The organism is Aromatoleum toluclasticum ATCC 700605, assembly GCF_000378245.1.
Taxonomy (GTDB): Bacteria; Pseudomonadota; Gammaproteobacteria; order Burkholderiales; family Rhodocyclaceae; genus Aromatoleum; species Aromatoleum toluclasticum.
This window is the reverse complement of record NZ_KB899506.1, coordinates 1-15,759: the sequence shown is the minus strand read 5'-3', so window position 1 is coordinate 15,759 and position 15,759 is coordinate 1. Positions and strand designations below refer to the sequence as shown.

Here is a 15,759-nt window from a genome sequence, read left to right as displayed (position 1 = left end):
GCGACACGATTCGCAATAAACAGAAAATGAAGGAGACTGGAATGGCAAGAATCGGAGTTGACGTCGGAGGGACCTTCACGGACCTGGTGCTCGAGGTCGAAGGTGAGGAACAGGGCAAGCATCGGGTGTACGTTCATAAGGTGCCTAGCACCCCGTGGGATCAATCGGAAGGGGTGCTGCGCGGCATCCTGGAGATCTGCCGCATCGGCGGCATCTATCCGAGCGATGTGCGTCTGATCGTGCACGGGACGACGGTGGCGACGAACATCACCATCGAGCACAACGGCGCCGAAGTCGGGATGCTCACCACGCGCGGCTTCCGCGACATCCTGCATATCGGCCGGCACAAGCGCCCGGAGAATTTCTCGCTGCAGTTCGACGTCCCGTGGCAGTCTCGGCCGCTGGTGAAGCGGCGCAACCGCATCGCGATCAGCGAGCGTGTCATGCCGCCGCACGGCGACGTGGCGCAGGCGCTGGACGAGGACGAGGTGCGCGCGGCGGCGGAGCTGTTCAAGGCCCGCGGCATCAAGTCGGTCATCGTCTGCTTCCTTTACTCCTTCCTCAACAACACGCACGAGCGCCGGGCCAAGGAGATCATTCGGGAGGTGCTGCCCGACGCCTACGTGTCGTGCTCGTCCGAGGTCGCCAACGTGATCCGCGAGTACGAGCGCTTCTCGACGACCGCGATGAACGCCTATGTCGGCCCCAAGACCTCGCTCTATCTGAAGAATCTGGAGGAGAAGCTCCTCGATGCGGGGATCAAGGCGCACCTGCGCATCATGCAGTCGAACGGCGGCGTGTCGACGGTCGAGAAATGTTCGTCGGAGGCCGTTTCAATCCTGATGTCGGGGCTCGCCGGCGGCGTGATGGGTGGCCGCTGGGCCGGGTCGCTGTCGGACGAGAAGAACATCATCACCGTCGATATCGGCGGCACCTCGGCGGACTTCAGCACGATCCCCGACGGTAAGGTGAAGATCATGAACCCGCGCGACACCTACGTCGGTGCCTATCCGATCCTCGCGCCGATGATCGACCTGGCGACGATGGGGGCGGGGGGCGGCTCCATCGCGTACATCGACGAGGGCGGCGCCTTCCGCGTCGGTCCGCGTTCGGCGGGTGCCGATCCGGGGCCGGCGTGCTACGGCAAGGGTGGCACGGAGCCGACGGTGACCGACGCCCAGGTCGTGCTCGGACGTCTCGACCCCGACCATTTCCTCGGTGGCGGCATCGAGATCGACGCCGAGCTGGCGCGCGAAGCGATCCGCACGAAGGTCGCCGAGCCGCTCGGGCTCACGGTCGAAGAGGCGGCGCTGGGCATCATCCGCATCCTCAACTCCAACATGTCGCTCGCGATCCGTGCGAACTCCGTCGCCAAGGGCTTCGATCCGCGCAAGTTCGCGCTCGCGCCTTTCGGCGGCGCGGGGCCGCTCAACGGCGTCGCCCTGGCCGAGGCGGTGTCGGCGCGCGAGGTGATCGTGCCGCCCGCGCCGGGGATCACCGCGGCGATCGGGCTGCTCGTCACCGACATGCAGTACGAGTTCACGCGCTCCGTGCCGACGCTGCTGAAGGACGTCGAACAGCCCGCGCTCGACAGGCTCAACCGCGTGATCGACGAGCTCACGGCGCTGTGCCGCGAGCGTCTGGACGACGACGGTGTGCCGGCGGACAACCAGCACTTCGTGCGCATCGCTGAATGCCGCTATCACGGCCAGGGTTTCGAACTGCGCGCGGACATTCCCGAGGGCCGGATCGACGGCGAGAAGCTCGCTGCGGTGAAGGCGAACTTCCAGGCGCAGCACAAGCGCGACTACGGCTGGGCCTTCGACGACGTGGATGTCGAGATCGTGACGATCCGTATCATCGGCATCGCCCACACCCGGCCGCTGGCCTGGCCCGAACTGGAGGACGCCGCCGGCAGCGGGCCCGAAGTGGCCCTGATGTACGAGCGCCCGACGATCTTCGACGACCGGCAGACCTACGCCACGCCGCGCTACGACCGCAAGAAACTCAAAGCCGGCCATGAACTCCCCGGTCCCGCGATCATCGTCCAGCACGACTCCACGACCCTGGTGCCCCCGGGCTATGTCGCCAAGGTTTCGGGCAAGGGCAACATCCACATCAATGCGCAGCGCGTCTAAGGAGAAGCAGATGAACCCGTCGAACACCAAGGTCGACCCGATCACCCTCCAGGTCATCAGCGGCGCGCTGCACACCATCGCCGAAGAGATGGGCCACGTCCTCTACCGCATGTCCTTCTCGTCGATCATCCGCGAGTCGCAGGACATCGGCGCGGGGCTCTTCGACCTGCAATTCAACACGCTGACCGAGTCCGAAGGCTCGCCGCTGCACATCGGCTCCATTCCCGCCTACCTGCGCGGCATCGACGCCTGCCTGCAGGGCGGTACGTGGAACGAGGGCGACGTCGTCATTCACAACCACCCGTATTACGGCTCGAGCCACAGCCCCGACCTGTGCATCGTGGTGCCGGTGTTCTGGCGCGGCGAGCTCGTGGCGTTTGCGGCCAACACCGCGCACCACGTCGACATCGGCGCGGCGACGCCGGGCCTGATCATCGACATCCCGGATGTGTTCGCGGAAGGCATGCTCTTCGCCGGCATCAAGCTCTACGAGCAGGGCAAGCGCAACGAAGGCCTGTGGCAGTACATCAGTCACAACAGCCGCACCGCGAAGCAGACCAAGGACGACATCGACGCGCAGATCGCCTCGGCGATGCTCGGCGCGCAGCGCATGCAGGAGCTGCTCGACACCTATGGCAAGGAAGTCGTGTTCGGCGCTGCCGACCAGCTGATGGACTACACCGAGTCGATGATGCGTAGCCGCATCGCCGAGATCCCCGACGGCGAATACTTCGCCGAAGGCTACCTCGACGACGATGGCGCGAACCGCGACAAACGCCTGCCGATCAAGGTGTGCGTGCGTGTCACGGGCGACAGCGTGGAGGTCGACCTCACCGGCTCGGCCGACCAGGTACCGACCGGCTTCAACGTGCCCTTCGAAGGTTCGACGAAACCCGCCTGCTACTGCGCCTTCCGCGCGATGCTCACCGACAGCGCGCTGATGGAGGTGAAGCTGCCGCCGAACGAAGGTTCCTTCCGTCCGATCAAGGTCACGGCGCCCAAGGGCTCGATCTTCAATCCGATCTACCCGGCCGCAGCCGAGGCGCGCTTCACTCAGTGCAACCGGATGATCGACCTCATCATCAAGGCGCTCTCGCCGGTGATCCCGAAGCGGGTCACCGCCGGCAACTCCGCGACGCTGTCCTTCGCCGCGTACTCGGGCATCAAGCCGGATGGCGATTACTGGGTGTTCCTCGAAGTCAATGAGGGCGCCTATGGCGGACGCCCCAGCTCGGACGGCCCCGACTCGATCGACAACCTGATGGCCAACACGCGCAACAATCCGATCGAGGATCTGGGCATGCACCTGCCGATGGTGTGTGATCGCTACGAGCTGCGCGACGACGTGATGCCGGGGGCGGGGCAGTTCCGCGGCGGCATCGGTGTCGTCAAGAGCCAGCGGCTGCTCACCGAGGGCGCGATCACGCACGAATCCGAACGTCACCTCGACGTGCCCTGGGGCGCGTTCGGCGGCAGGGAGGGGGTCCCGGGGCGGGTCGAGATCTTCCATGCGAACGGTACGAAGTACGACACCTACGCGAAGTTCTCGAACCTGCGCGTGGCGGCGGGCGGCGGCATGTCGTACTACGCGCCCTGCGGCGGCGGCTACGGCGATCCGCTCGATCGTCCCGCGGGCCAGGTGCTGGAAGACGTGATGGACGACTTCTGCACACTTGAGCACGCCCGCGAGGTCTATGGCGTCGTGATTTCCGAGGATCTCGTCCTCGACGTGGCGGCCACCCATGCCCGCCGCACGCTGCTCCGCCTGGAGCGGCAGGTCGCTGCAAGCCCGCAGTCTTCCGAGCCGGCGCCCGCCTGAGCGGCACGGCCAGTACCGTCTCCCCGTAGTCAGTAGCTCCGCAACCCGCCCGGCCGCAAGGCCGGGTGCGGGGAGGCATGCGCGCGCGTACCGGTGCCTGCCTTTCGGGTTTCTGTTCGTCCTTCCAAGAAAAACGTGTCGTCACCAAGGAGGAGTCGCATCATGAGCAATGTCGAAACGGCCACCGCGCCGATTGCCGGGGGGGCCACCCGGTCCCACCTTCTCGAAGAATCCATCCTGCCCGTCCTGCATACCCAGCGCAGCATCGGTACGCTGGGTTTCGTGTGGATCTGGATCGGCCTCGCGGTCATCATCGCCACCTTCCAGCTCGGCGCGGCTGGTGTCGAATCGCTCCCGCTATGGCAGGTCGTCGGCGTGATCCTCGCGGCCAACGTCGCGCTGGCGCTGCTGATGACGCTCACCGCCGACATCGGCACCGAGCATGGACTGTCGTTCGCGGTCTATCTGCGCGCGCCTTTCGGGACATCCGGCACGCACCTGCCGGCGCTTTTCCGTGGCGTAGTCGCGGCGATCTGGTTCGGCATCCAGACCTACCTCGGTGCGCTGGCGATCAACGGCATCGTCGAGTACCTGACCGGCTTCTCGAGCTGGCCGTTGTGGTACGCGCTGTTCGCGGTCGTGCAGATCTGGAACACCGCCTGCGGCATCAAGGCGGTCGAGAAGCTTGCCGACATCGCCGCGCCGGCGATCATCGCGATCTCGATCTGGATGTATTACACGCTCGACGTGATGGCGCAGACCAAGGGCCTCAACATCTGGAACTGGGTCGGCGGCAAGGACACGACGATCCTGACGCTGTTCCTCGCCAACATGGCCTTCTGGTCGACGCTCGCGATCGACATCCCCAACATCACCCGCTTCCTGAAGGTCGAGGAAGGCACGAAGAGCTTCGTGCGGCGCAACCGTCACGTCTTCCTCGCGCAGCTCATCGCGCTGCCCGCGACGCAGACCTGGGTGGCAGTGATCGGCGCGGCCGCCTTCATCGCAGCGGGCAACTGGGATCCGATCACGGTGATCCAGGGCAGTGCGACCGGCTTCTCGCTGATCATCCTGCTGGTGATGGTGATTCTCGCGCAATGGTCGACGAACAATGCGGCGAACCTGATTCCCGCCGCGCTCACCTTCGTGAATGCCGGCACGCCGTGGGTCGGCTACCGCACGGCGATCGTGCTCGCCGGCATCATCGGCACGCTGTCGATGCCCTGGCTGATCCTCGACAACCTGTTCAGCTTCCTGTTCTCGTACGGGTCCTTCCTGGCGACGATCGGCGGGATCATGGTTGCGGATTATTTCGTGATCCGCCGCCGTCGGCTCAACGTGCCCGATCTCTACGAGGCCGACGGCCAGTTCCGCTTCCTCGGCGGCGTCAATCCGGCGGGTCTCGTCACCTGGCTCGTCGGTGGCGCGGCCGCCTTCTACTCGGGCTCCTGGGCCTTCGTCGTGGGCTTCGCGCTCGGCTTCGCGCTCTATCTGCTGCTGATGTGGCTGTGGGTGCTGCCGCGCTACCCGCAGGCCGAGATCACGTCCCGCTACAGCGACCGCTTCCTCGCCACCAGCATGAGCCACAGCTGGACCTACCACCCCGATCGCGGCTTTTCGCGCCTGCCGTCGCACCAGTTGGGCGAGGCCTCGACGCACCGCAACGACCTGTAATTCCCGGCAGCTACCAAAACGACAAAAGGAGCATCTGGAATGAAGCAGTTTTCCACGAACCACAAGTCCGCCGGCAGCGCAGCGGCGAGCGTCCTGGCCTTCGCGCTGGCAGCCGGAGCGGGGCAGGCGACGGCAGCCGACTGGAGCCAGACCGACGTGCAGGTCATGAACGGAACGGGCTTTCGCGATCCGGGCATTCACGACGACGTGACGAAGACGACGGTCACCCTGCAACACGTGAGCGGGTATGCCTACGGGCGCAACTACTTCTTCGTCGATTCCTACTGGGGAACGAAGAATGCGCCGCGTTCGAACGACATCTACGGGGAGTATTACCACTACCTCAGCCTGGGCAAGACAAGCGGCGCAACCTTCGGCGGCGGGATGCTGAAGGACGTGAGCCTGACGGCCGGGGTGAACGCAGGCTCGTCGACCGGCGGCGCGGCGACGCGGATCCTGCTGTATGGCGTGACCCTGGATCTCGCGCTTCCCGGTTTCAACTACTTCAACGTCGATCTGCTGGCCTACGACGACCGTTCGCAGTTCGACGGCGCCCCGACCCATTACCGCAAGAGTTACCAGGTGACGCCGGTATGGCAACTGCCGTTCAGCATCGGCCCCACACACTGGAGTTTCGAGGGCTTCTGCGACTACATCGGTGCGCGCGGGCAGGGCACGGTGAACCAGCTGCTATGCCAGCCACAGCTGCGGCTGGACGTGGGCGAACTCGTTTCGGGACGCCGCGATGCATTCTTTATCGGTACCGAATACCAGTACTGGCACAACAAGTACGGCATTGACGGGCTCGACGAGAGCTTCCCCAACATCATGGCCGTCGTGAAGTTCTGATCCGTATTGAGTAGCACGGCCGCGGCGTTTGCGCTGCGGCCTCTGCGGGCGCAATGTGCGGCGATTTGCCGGCGCATTGCGCCCGCGTTTTCTTTGTCCGCCGCACAGAGGGGGCTTGTCTGTCGCTATTGCAATTTTGAGCAATTATCTAAGCGAAACTGTAAATAGATGAGGAAACAATAAAGAATAGTATTTCTCCAGACAGAGAACTTCTTGTCGCTCACCCCCGAAATCATTGTCTGGAGACGATCACATGGACACCCAACTCAACGACATGCTCAAGCAAGCCTTCGCCGAAGCCACCAAGCTCTACCAGGAACGCGGCTTCCAGCGCCGCGTGGGCTTCGGCAAGAAGCCGGCGCTGATCAACGTCGACCTCGCCAACGCCTGGACCCGGCCGGGCAATCCCTTCACCTGCGAGAAGATCGACGACGAGATCATCCCCGGCGTGCAGCGGCTGCTGAAGGCCTGCCGCGAGAACAACCACCCGGTGATCCACGTGACGACCTGCTACCAGGTCACGGATCGCAAGAATCCGCACACCGATATGGGTCTGTGGCACAACAAGATCCCGGTCGATGTCGTCAATCAGGAAGACGAGAACATCTGGGCGATCGACTCGCGCATCGCGCCGATCGCCGGTGAGCAGGTGCTGATCAAGAAGCGCGCGAGTTCCTTCCATGGCACCTACCTCGCGGGTTTCCTGCGCGCGGCCGGTGTCGACACCATCCTCGTGACCGGCGTGACCGCCTCGGCCTGCGTGCGCACGACGCTGTGCGACGGCCTCGCCGAAGGCTTCCGCACCATCGCCGTGCGCGAGTGCATCGGCGACCGCGTGCCCGGCGCGGTCGAGTGGAACCTGTTCGACATCGATGCGAAGTTCGCCGACGTCGAGTCGGTCGACCGCTGCGTCGATTACCTGTACTCGATGAAGGGCTGATCGTGCTCGTGGCGGGGGCGCGGTTACCTCTGCCGGCTTACCGCGCTTGACCCGCCCAGCGGGAATTGTGTCTCCCCCTCGCGATCCGCAGGCGCTCCAGGCTTGCGGGTCGCTTTTTTTCGCGTTCCGGTCGAGTCTTCCTGCGCAATGAAGGGCGAGAAATTTGCCGCGTCGCACAGCGCGAAGAAGTAACGCTAAAGGTCTCCCAAGCATCTTTTGAACCGAGGATGAACTTCTCGTTAGCGAGACCCAATGCGCCGCACGTTCAGAATTCCCGCCGGCCCGCCGCCCCGGTCCGTATCAAGCAAGAGCATGACGGATACAGGCAAAGGGGAGTTGGCGAGAGTTTCTACCATCTCCTCCCAAGAAGCCGTGATGTTGCGGCGACACAAGGCTTTTACGACAGCCGATAAACCGAGGAGACAGGATCCCATGTTTGCACTGAGCGACCGCATTGCCGATTTTGACGACGAACTGAAGGCGGCGATGGACGCCGAGTTCGAGCGCCAGGAATCGCACATCGAACTGATCGCCTCCGAGAACTACACCAGCCCGCGGGTGCTCGAGGCGCAGGGCAGCGTGCTCACCAACAAGTACGCGGAAGGCTACCCCGCCAAGCGCTACTACGGCGGCTGCGAGCATGTGGATGTCGTCGAGCAGCTCGCGATCGACCGCGCCAAGCGCCTCTTCGGCGCGGACTACGCGAATGTGCAGCCGCACTCGGGCTCGCAGGCGAACGCCGCGGTGTACATGGCGCTCCTGGAGCCGCACGACACGGTGCTGGGCATGAGTCTCGCGCATGGCGGTCACCTCACGCACGGCGCCAAGGTGAACTTCTCCGGCAAGCTCTACAACGCGGTGCAGTACGGCCTCGATGAAGCGACCGGCGAGATCGACTACGACCAGGTCGAGGCGCTCGCGAAGGAGCACAAGCCCAGGATGATCGTCGCCGGCTTCTCCGCGTACTCGCGCGTGGTCGACTGGAAGCGCTTCCGCGAGATCGCCGACCTCGTCGGCGCCAAGCTCTTCGTCGACATGGCGCACGTCGCGGGGCTGGTCGCCGCGGGTCTCTATCCCAACCCCATCCCCTTCGCCGACGTCGTCACGACGACCACGCACAAGACCCTGCGCGGCCCGCGCGGCGGCCTGATCCTGGCGCGCGCCAACGCGGAGCTCGAGAAGAAGCTCAACGCGGTGGTGTTCCCCGGCATCCAGGGTGGCCCGCTGATGCACGTGATCGCCGCCAAGGCGGTGGCGCTGAAGGAAGCGCTGCAGCCCGAGTTCCGCGCCTACCAGCAGCAGGTGCTGAAGAACGCGCGCACGATGGCGGGCGTGTTCATCGAGCGCGGCTACAAGATCGTCTCGGGCGGCACGGACGATCACCTCTTCCTCGTCGATCTGGTCGCCAAGGGCCTCACCGGCAAGCAGGCCGATGCGGCACTCGGTGCGGCCCACATCACGGTGAACAAGAACGCCGTGCCCAACGACCCGCAATCGCCCTTCGTCACCAGCGGCATCCGCATCGGCACGCCCGCGATCACCACGCGTGGCCTGAAGGAAGCCGAGGCGAAGGAGCTGACGCACTGGATCTGCGACGTGCTCGACCACATCGACCGGGGTGACCAAATCGAGTCGGTGATCGCCGCGGTACGCGAGAAGGTCTCGGCCCTGTGCGCGCGCTTCCCGGTCTATCCGGCCAGCCGCTGAACGGCCCGCGGAGCGACACGTCATGGCGATCAGCGTATTCGAGATGTTCAAGGTGGGGATCGGCCCGTCCAGTTCCCACACCGTGGGTCCCATGCGTGCGGCGCTCACCTTCGCCTCCGGGCTCAAGGACGACGGGCTCTTGCCGCGCGTGTGCCGTATCCGGGCCGAGCTGTACGGCTCGCTCGGTGCCACCGGCAAGGGCCACGGCAGCGACAAGGCGGTGCTGCTGGGCCTGGAAGGCGAGGCGCCGGATCTCATCGACCCCGACACCATCGACAGCCGCCTCGCGGCGATCCGCGGGGCCAGGCGCCTCACCCTGCTGGGCCTGCATGGCGTGCCCTACGAGGAGAAGACCGATCTCGTCTTCCTGCGCCGCCAGACGCTGCCCTATCACCCGAACGGCCTGCGCCTGACGGCCTTTGGCGAGGGCGAGTGCGAACTGTCGAGCAAGGTGTACTACTCGGTCGGCGGCGGCTTCGTCGTCAATGAAGAAGCCGCGGGGGCGGATCGCATCGTCCAGGACAGCACCTCGCTGCCGTACCCCTTCCACAGCGCCGACCAGCTGCTCACGCAGTGCGCGGTGAATGAGCTCTCGGTCAGCCAGCTGATGCTGGAGAACGAGAAGGCGTGGAGGAGCGAAGCCGAGACGAGGAACGGCCTCTTGCACATCTGGAAGGTGATGCAGGCCTGCGTGCGCCGCGGCTGCGAGATCGAAGGCACGCTGCCGGGCGGCATGAAGGTCAAGCGCCGCGCGGCCGAGATGCACCGCAAGCTCTCGGGCGCGCCCGAAGCGAGCCTGCGCGATCCGCTCACGACCATGGACTGGGTGAATCTCTACGCGCTGGCGGTCAATGAAGAGAACGCCGCGGGCGGGCGCATCGTCACCGCCCCGACCAACGGCGCGGCCGGGATCATCCCCGCGGTGCTGCACTACTACTACCGCTTCATCCCCGGCGCGACCGAGGACGGCGTGGTGCGCTTCCTCGCCACGGCGGCCGCGATCGGCATCCTCTTCAAGGAGAACGCCTCGATCTCGGGCGCCGAAGTCGGCTGCCAGGGCGAAGTCGGCGTGGCGTGCTCGATGGCCGCCGGTGCGCTCACCGAAGTCATGGGCGGCACGCCCGAGCAGGTCGAGAACGCGGCCGAGATCGGCATGGAGCACAACCTCGGCCTCACCTGCGACCCGGTGGGGGGCCTCGTGCAGGTGCCGTGCATCGAGCGCAACGCGATGGGCTCGATCAAGGCCATCAACGCCGCGCGCATGGCGCTCAGGGGCGACGGCAAGCACTTCGTGTCGCTCGACAAGGTGATCAAGACCATGCGCGACACCGGTCGCGACATGAAGGACAAGTACAAGGAGACGTCGCGCGGGGGACTCGCCGTGAACGTCATCGAATGCTGAAGACGAGGAGATAGGACATGCAGCATTACTCGGGATTCGGGCTCGTCAAGCACGCGCTCACCTACCACGAGAACTGGCAGCGCGCGTGGCGCAACCCGACGCCGAAGAAGAAATACGACATCGTGATCGTCGGCGGCGGCGGCCACGGGCTCGCCACCGCCTATTACCTCGCCAAGGAACACGGCATCACCAACGTCGCGGTGGTCGAGAAGGGCTGGCTGGGCGGGGGCAACACCGCGCGCAACACCACCATCGTGCGCTCGAACTACCTGTGGGACGAGGCCGCGTGGCTGTACGAGCACGCGATGAAGCTGTGGGAAGGCCTCTCCCAGGATCTGAACTACAACGTGATGTACTCCCAGCGCGGCGTGATGAACCTCGGCCACACGCTGCAGGACATGCGCGACATCCACCGCCGCGTCAATGCCAACCGCCTCAACGGCATCGACGGCGAAGTGCTGGACGTCAAGCAGATCCAGGAGATCGTGCCGATCATGGACCTGTCGAAGAACACGCGCTATCCGGTGATGGGCGCCTCCTGGCAGCCGCGCGGCGGCGTGGCGCGCCATGATGCGGTGGCCTGGGGCTTCGCCCGCGGCGCGGACGCGCTGGGCGTGGACATGCTGCAGCAGACCGAAGTCACCGGCATCCGCAAGAACGGCAACAAGGTCGTCGGCGTCGAGACCAACCGCGGCTTCATCGCCGCCGACACGGTGGGGGTCGTGACTGCCGGCAACTCCGGTGTGCTCGCGAAGATGGCGGGCTTCCAGCTGCCGATCGAATCGCACCCGCTGCAGGCGCTGGTGTCCGAGCCGATGAAGCCCATCCTCGACACCGTCGTGATGTCGAACAAGGTGCACGGCTACGTGAGCCAGTCGGACAAGGGCGACCTCGTGATCGGCGCGGGCATCGACGGCTACAACGGCTACGGCCAGCGCGGCAGCTACGCGACCATCGAACACACGCTGCAGGCCATCGTCGAGATGTTCCCGATCTTCTCGCGCGTGCGCATGAACCGCCAGTGGGGCGGCATCGTCGATACCTGCCCGGACGCGTGCCCGATCATCTCGGCCACCCCGGTGGGGGGGCTCTTCTTCAACTGCGGCTGGGGCACCGGCGGCTTCAAGGCCACCCCGGGCTCGGGCAACGTCTTTGCGGCGACCTTGGCCGCGGGCAAGGCGCATCCGCTCGCCGCGCCGTTCTCCATCGACCGCTTCATCTCCGGAAAACTCATCGACGAGCACGGCGCCGCGGGCGTCGCGCACTGACAGGAGCCGCACCCATGCTGCACATCTACTGCCCGCACTGCGCGGAAACCCGCGAAGAGGAAGAGTTCCGGCCGAAGGGCGAAGCGCACATCGCGCGCCCGGTGGAACCGGAAGCCACGAGCGACGAAGACTGGGGCAACTACCTCTTCTTCCGCAAGAACCCGCGCGGCCTGCACCACGAGCTGTGGTACCACGCCGCGGGCTGCCGCAAGTTCTTCAACGTGACGCGTGACACCGTGAGCTACCAGATTCACGAAACCTACAAGGTCGGCCAGAAGCCTTCGGTCACCGCTGACAAAGGAGCGGCCAAATGAGCCAGCAGAATCGTCTCGGTACGGGCGGGCGCATCGACCGCAGCCGCCCGCTGCGCTTCAGCTTCAACGGCCAGACCCTTGAGGGCTTCGCCGGCGACACGCTCGCCTCCGCCTTGCTCGCCAACGGCGTCGATGTCGTGGGCCGCAGCTTCAAGTACTCACGCCCGCGCGGCATCGTTGCCGCGGGCGCCGAGGAGCCGAATGCGATCGTGCAGCTCGGGGCCACCGAAGCGGGCCAGGTGCCCAACGTGCGTGCGACGCAACAGGCGCTCTACGGCGGGCTGGTGGCCGCGAGCACCAACGGCTGGCCGAACGTCGACCGCGACCTGCTGGGCGTGATCGGCAGCGTCGGCGGGCGCATGATGCCCCCGGGCTTCTACTACAAGACCTTCATGGCACCGGCCTCGCTGTGGCCGAAGTACGAAAAGTACATCCGCAAGGCCGCCGGCCTCGGGCGCACGCCGAAGGAGAAGGACCCGGACATCTACGATCACATCAACCGCCACTGCGACGTGCTGGTGATCGGCGCGGGCCCGGCGGGATTGGCCGCAGCCTTGGCGGCGGGCCGTTCCGGCGCACGCGTGATCGTGTGCGACGAACAGGACGAGATGGGCGGATCGCTGCTCGATGCGCGCGAACTCGTCGACGGCCGCCCGGCGTCCGCGTGGGTCGCCAGCGTGCTCGCCGAGCTCGCGACCCTGCCCGAAGTGCTGGTGCTGCCGCGCACCACCGCCAACGGCTACCACGACCACAACTTCGTGACGCTGCACGAGCGCCGCACCGAGCATCTCGCGGATCTCGCGCCGAGCATCAACGGCCGCCGCCAGGTGCGCGCCCGCATGCACCGCGTGCGCGCCGGCGAGGTGATCCTCGCCACCGGCACGCACGAGCGTCCGCTCGTCTTCGCCAACAACGATGTGCCGGGCAGCATGGTGGCCGGTGCGGTGTCGACCTACATCCGCCGCTACGCCGTCGTCCCGGGCCGCCGCCTGGTGCTGTCGACCGCCAACGACCACGCCTACCGCGCCGCGCTCGACTGGGCGGACGCCGGCCGCGAAGTGGTCGCGATCGTCGATGCCCGCGAGCATCCCGAGGGCGACCTCGTCAACGAAGCGCGTGCGCGCAACATCCGCATCATCCCCGGCTCCGCGGTGATCGAAGCGAACGGCAAGAAGCGTGTCACGGGCGCGCAGGTCGCGCGCATCGACATCGGCGGCTTCAAGGTCGCCGGTCGCGTCGAAACCTTGTCCTGCGACACCATCGCGAGCTCGGGCGGCTACAGCCCCGTCGTGCATCTGGCGGCGCACACCGGTGCGCGTCCCGAGTGGCGCGATGACATCCTCGGCTTCGTGCCCGGCAAGGTGCCGGGCATGACCCCGGTGGGCGGCGTGCACGGCAAGAGCGCGATTGCCGAAGCGCTCGCCGACGGCGCCGCGGCCGGCGTGGCCGCGGCCCAGCGCACCGGCTTCAAGGTCGAAGCGCCCGCGCTGCCCAAGGTCGCCAAGGTGCGCGAAGGCAAGGCCGCGGCGCTCTACCAGGTGCCGCACGTGAAACCCGCGATGCGCGCCCCGAAGCAGTTCGTCGATCCGCAGAACGACGTCACCGCGGCCGGCATCGAGCTCGCCACGCGCGAAGGCTTCGAGTCGATCGAGCACGTCAAGCGCTACACCGGCATGGGCTTCGGCACCGACCAGGGCAAGCTCGGCAACATCAACGGCATGGCGATCGCCGCGCGCTGCCTGAAGCAGACCATCCCGCAGACCGGCACCACGGTGTTCCGCCCGAACTACACGCCGATCACCTTCGGCGCGATCGCCGGGCGCCACTGCCGCGAGTTCTTCGACCCGCGTCGGTTCACGGCACTGCACGCGTGGCACGTCGAGCACGGCGCGAAGTTCGAGGAAGTGGGCCAGTGGATGCGTCCGTGGTACTTCCCGCGCGGCAACGAGACCATGCACGAGGCGGTGCAGCGCGAATGCCGCGCCGTGCGCGAAGGCGTCGGCATCCTCGACGCCTCGACGCTGGGCAAGATCGAGATCCAGGGCAAGGACGCGCGCGAGTTCCTCAACCGCATCTACACCAACGCCTGGACCAAGCTCGACGTCGGCAAGTGCCGCTATGGCCTCATGTGCAAGGACGACGGCATGGTGATGGACGACGGCGTGACCGCGTGCATCGGCGACAACCACTTCCACATGACCACGACGACCGGCGGCGCCGCGGCGGTGCTGGACTGGATGGAGCTGTGGCACCAGACCGAGTGGCCCGAGCTGGAGGTGTATTTCAACTCGGTGACCGACCACTGGGCGGCGATGGCGATCAACGGCCCCAACGCGCGGAAGCTCCTCGCGGAGCTCACCGACGACATCGACCTCGCGCGCGACAACTTCAAGTTCATGGACATGCGCGAAGGCACGGTCGCGGGCGTCCCGGCGCGCGTGTATCGCATCTCCTTCACCGGCGAGCTCTCCTACGAGATCAACGTGCAGGCCAACCACGCGCTGCATGTGTGGAAGGCGCTGTTCGAGAAGGGCGAGAAGTACGGCCTGACGCCCTACGGCACCGAGACCATGCACGTGCTGCGCGCCGAGAAGGGCTTCATCATCGTCGGCCAGGAAACCGACGGCTCGATGACGCCCGAGGATCTGGGCATGCAGTGGTGCGTGGGCTACAAGAAGCCCTTCTCGTGGATCGGGCGGCGCGCGCTGACGCGCCCGGACACCAAGCGCGAGGACCGCAAGCAGCTCGTCGGCCTCAAGCCCCTCGACCCGCAGCTGGTGCTCGACGAGGGTGCGCAGATCGTGCTCGAGAAGGAGATCCGCATCCCGATGCCCATGGTCGGGCACGTCACGTCGAGCTATTACAGCCCCAACCTGGGCCACTCGTTCGCGCTCGCGGTCGTCAAGGGCGGCAGCCAGCGCATCGGGCAAACCGTTTATCTGCCGATGGCCGACGGCCGGGTGCATGCGGCCGAGGTCGTGAGCCCGGTCTTCCTGGATGCAGAAGGAGCACGCCAAAATGTCTGAGATTGCACAGATGGACCTGAATCCGCGTGGCGCGGTGAAGTCCGAGTCGCCGCTGGCGATGACGCGCGTGAACGTCGTGCTCGCCGCGTCGGCGCGTGACGCCGGCGTGGTGGTGCGCGAGAAACCCTTCCTCGGGCATCTCGTGCTGCGTGGGCGCGCCGAGGACGAAGCCTTCCGCGCCGGTGTCGAGCGCGTGCTGGGTCTGGCGCTGCCGCTCGCGCTCGGTCCGGTCGCGCGCGACGAGGCGCGCGGCGTGAGCCTGCAGTGGATGTCGCCCGACGAGTGGCTGATCGTCGTGCCGGCCGGGCTCGAGTTCGACGCCGAGGCGGCGCTGCGGCGCGAGCTCACCGGTCACTACGCGGTGATGAACACCAGCGGCGGCCAGACGGTGCTGGAGCTCACGGGCCCGAAGGTGCGCGAGCTCTTGATGAAGTGCACCCCCTACGACGTGCATCCGCGCGCCTTCCCGGTCGGCAAGGGCGTCTCCAGCGTCTTCGCGAAGAGCTCGGCAGTCATCCGCCGCGTCGATGAAGAGCGCTGGGAACTCGTGATCCGCCGCAGCTTCGCCGATTACCTGTACCGCTGGATCCTCGATGCGGCGGAGGAGTTCGGGGTGTTCGTC

Annotated in this window: 11 protein-coding genes; all 11 read left to right on the top strand. The window is 66.3% G+C overall.

The window, feature by feature from the left end:
- Positions 1–41 precede the first annotated feature (41 nt).
- Positions 42–2,138: a hydantoinase/oxoprolinase family protein gene (locus F464_RS0121570; protein ID WP_018991936.1), complete on the top strand. Its 2,097-nt coding sequence runs from the start codon at positions 42–44 to the stop codon at positions 2,136–2,138.
- A gap of 10 nt (positions 2,139–2,148) precedes the next feature.
- The gene (locus F464_RS0121565) at positions 2,149–3,957 is read left to right on the top strand and encodes a hydantoinase B/oxoprolinase family protein (RefSeq protein ID WP_018991935.1); all 1,809 of its coding nucleotides are present in this window, start codon (positions 2,149–2,151) and stop codon (positions 3,955–3,957) included.
- 162 nt (positions 3,958–4,119) lie between these two features.
- Positions 4,120–5,631 carry an NCS1 family transporter gene (locus F464_RS0121560; RefSeq protein WP_018991934.1) on the top strand — a complete coding sequence of 504 codons (1,512 nt, stop codon included), beginning with the start codon at positions 4,120–4,122 and terminating at the stop codon, positions 5,629–5,631.
- 39 nt (positions 5,632–5,670) lie between these two features.
- Complete coding sequence (locus F464_RS0121555; RefSeq protein WP_018991933.1) at positions 5,671–6,480, top strand: hypothetical protein; 810 nt, start codon at positions 5,671–5,673, stop codon at positions 6,478–6,480.
- A 253-nt stretch (positions 6,481–6,733) separates the two neighbouring features.
- Positions 6,734–7,420, top strand: a complete 687-nt coding sequence (locus tag F464_RS0121550) for an isochorismatase family protein (protein WP_018991932.1) — start codon at positions 6,734–6,736, stop codon at positions 7,418–7,420.
- A 432-nt stretch (positions 7,421–7,852) separates the two neighbouring features.
- Complete coding sequence (glyA, locus tag F464_RS0121545; protein ID WP_018991931.1) at positions 7,853–9,127, top strand: serine hydroxymethyltransferase; 1,275 nt, start codon at positions 7,853–7,855, stop codon at positions 9,125–9,127.
- Between the two features lie 22 nt (positions 9,128–9,149).
- Entirely contained in the window at positions 9,150–10,529 is a 1,380-nt protein-coding gene (locus tag F464_RS0121540; protein WP_018991930.1) for an L-serine ammonia-lyase, read from the top strand.
- Between the two features lie 17 nt (positions 10,530–10,546).
- Positions 10,547–11,797: a sarcosine oxidase subunit beta family protein gene (locus F464_RS0121535; protein ID WP_018989912.1), complete on the top strand. Its 1,251-nt coding sequence runs from the start codon at positions 10,547–10,549 to the stop codon at positions 11,795–11,797.
- 14 nt (positions 11,798–11,811) lie between these two features.
- On the top strand, positions 11,812–12,111 hold the full coding sequence (locus F464_RS0121530; protein WP_018989913.1) for a sarcosine oxidase subunit delta: 300 nt from the start codon (positions 11,812–11,814) through the stop codon (positions 12,109–12,111).
- Positions 12,108–15,137: a sarcosine oxidase subunit alpha family protein gene (locus tag F464_RS0121525; protein WP_018989914.1), complete on the top strand. Its 3,030-nt coding sequence runs from the start codon at positions 12,108–12,110 to the stop codon at positions 15,135–15,137. The genes F464_RS0121530 and F464_RS0121525 overlap by 4 nt, the downstream gene beginning before the upstream one ends.
- A partial coding sequence (locus tag F464_RS0121520; RefSeq protein WP_040395691.1) for a sarcosine oxidase subunit gamma occupies positions 15,130–15,759 on the top strand: 630 nt, incomplete at its 3' end. The genes F464_RS0121525 and F464_RS0121520, both read left to right, overlap by 8 nt.

Excerpts from the sequence above, each read along its gene's own strand:
- F464_RS0121570 (WP_018991936.1), top strand. The coding sequence starts at position 42 with ATGGCAAGAATCGGAGTTGACGTCGGAGGGACCTTCACGGACCTGGTG.
- F464_RS0121565 (WP_018991935.1), top strand. The coding sequence starts at position 2,149 with ATGAACCCGTCGAACACCAAGGTCGACCCGATCACCCTCCAGGTCATC.
- F464_RS0121560 (WP_018991934.1), top strand. The coding sequence starts at position 4,120 with ATGAGCAATGTCGAAACGGCCACCGCGCCGATTGCCGGGGGGGCCACC.
- F464_RS0121555 (WP_018991933.1), top strand. The coding sequence starts at position 5,671 with ATGAAGCAGTTTTCCACGAACCACAAGTCCGCCGGCAGCGCAGCGGCG.
- F464_RS0121550 (WP_018991932.1), top strand. The coding sequence starts at position 6,734 with ATGGACACCCAACTCAACGACATGCTCAAGCAAGCCTTCGCCGAAGCC.
- glyA (WP_018991931.1), top strand. The coding sequence starts at position 7,853 with ATGTTTGCACTGAGCGACCGCATTGCCGATTTTGACGACGAACTGAAG.
- F464_RS0121540 (WP_018991930.1), top strand. The coding sequence starts at position 9,150 with ATGGCGATCAGCGTATTCGAGATGTTCAAGGTGGGGATCGGCCCGTCC.
- F464_RS0121535 (WP_018989912.1), top strand. The coding sequence starts at position 10,547 with ATGCAGCATTACTCGGGATTCGGGCTCGTCAAGCACGCGCTCACCTAC.
- F464_RS0121530 (WP_018989913.1), top strand. The coding sequence starts at position 11,812 with ATGCTGCACATCTACTGCCCGCACTGCGCGGAAACCCGCGAAGAGGAA.
- F464_RS0121525 (WP_018989914.1), top strand. The coding sequence starts at position 12,108 with ATGAGCCAGCAGAATCGTCTCGGTACGGGCGGGCGCATCGACCGCAGC.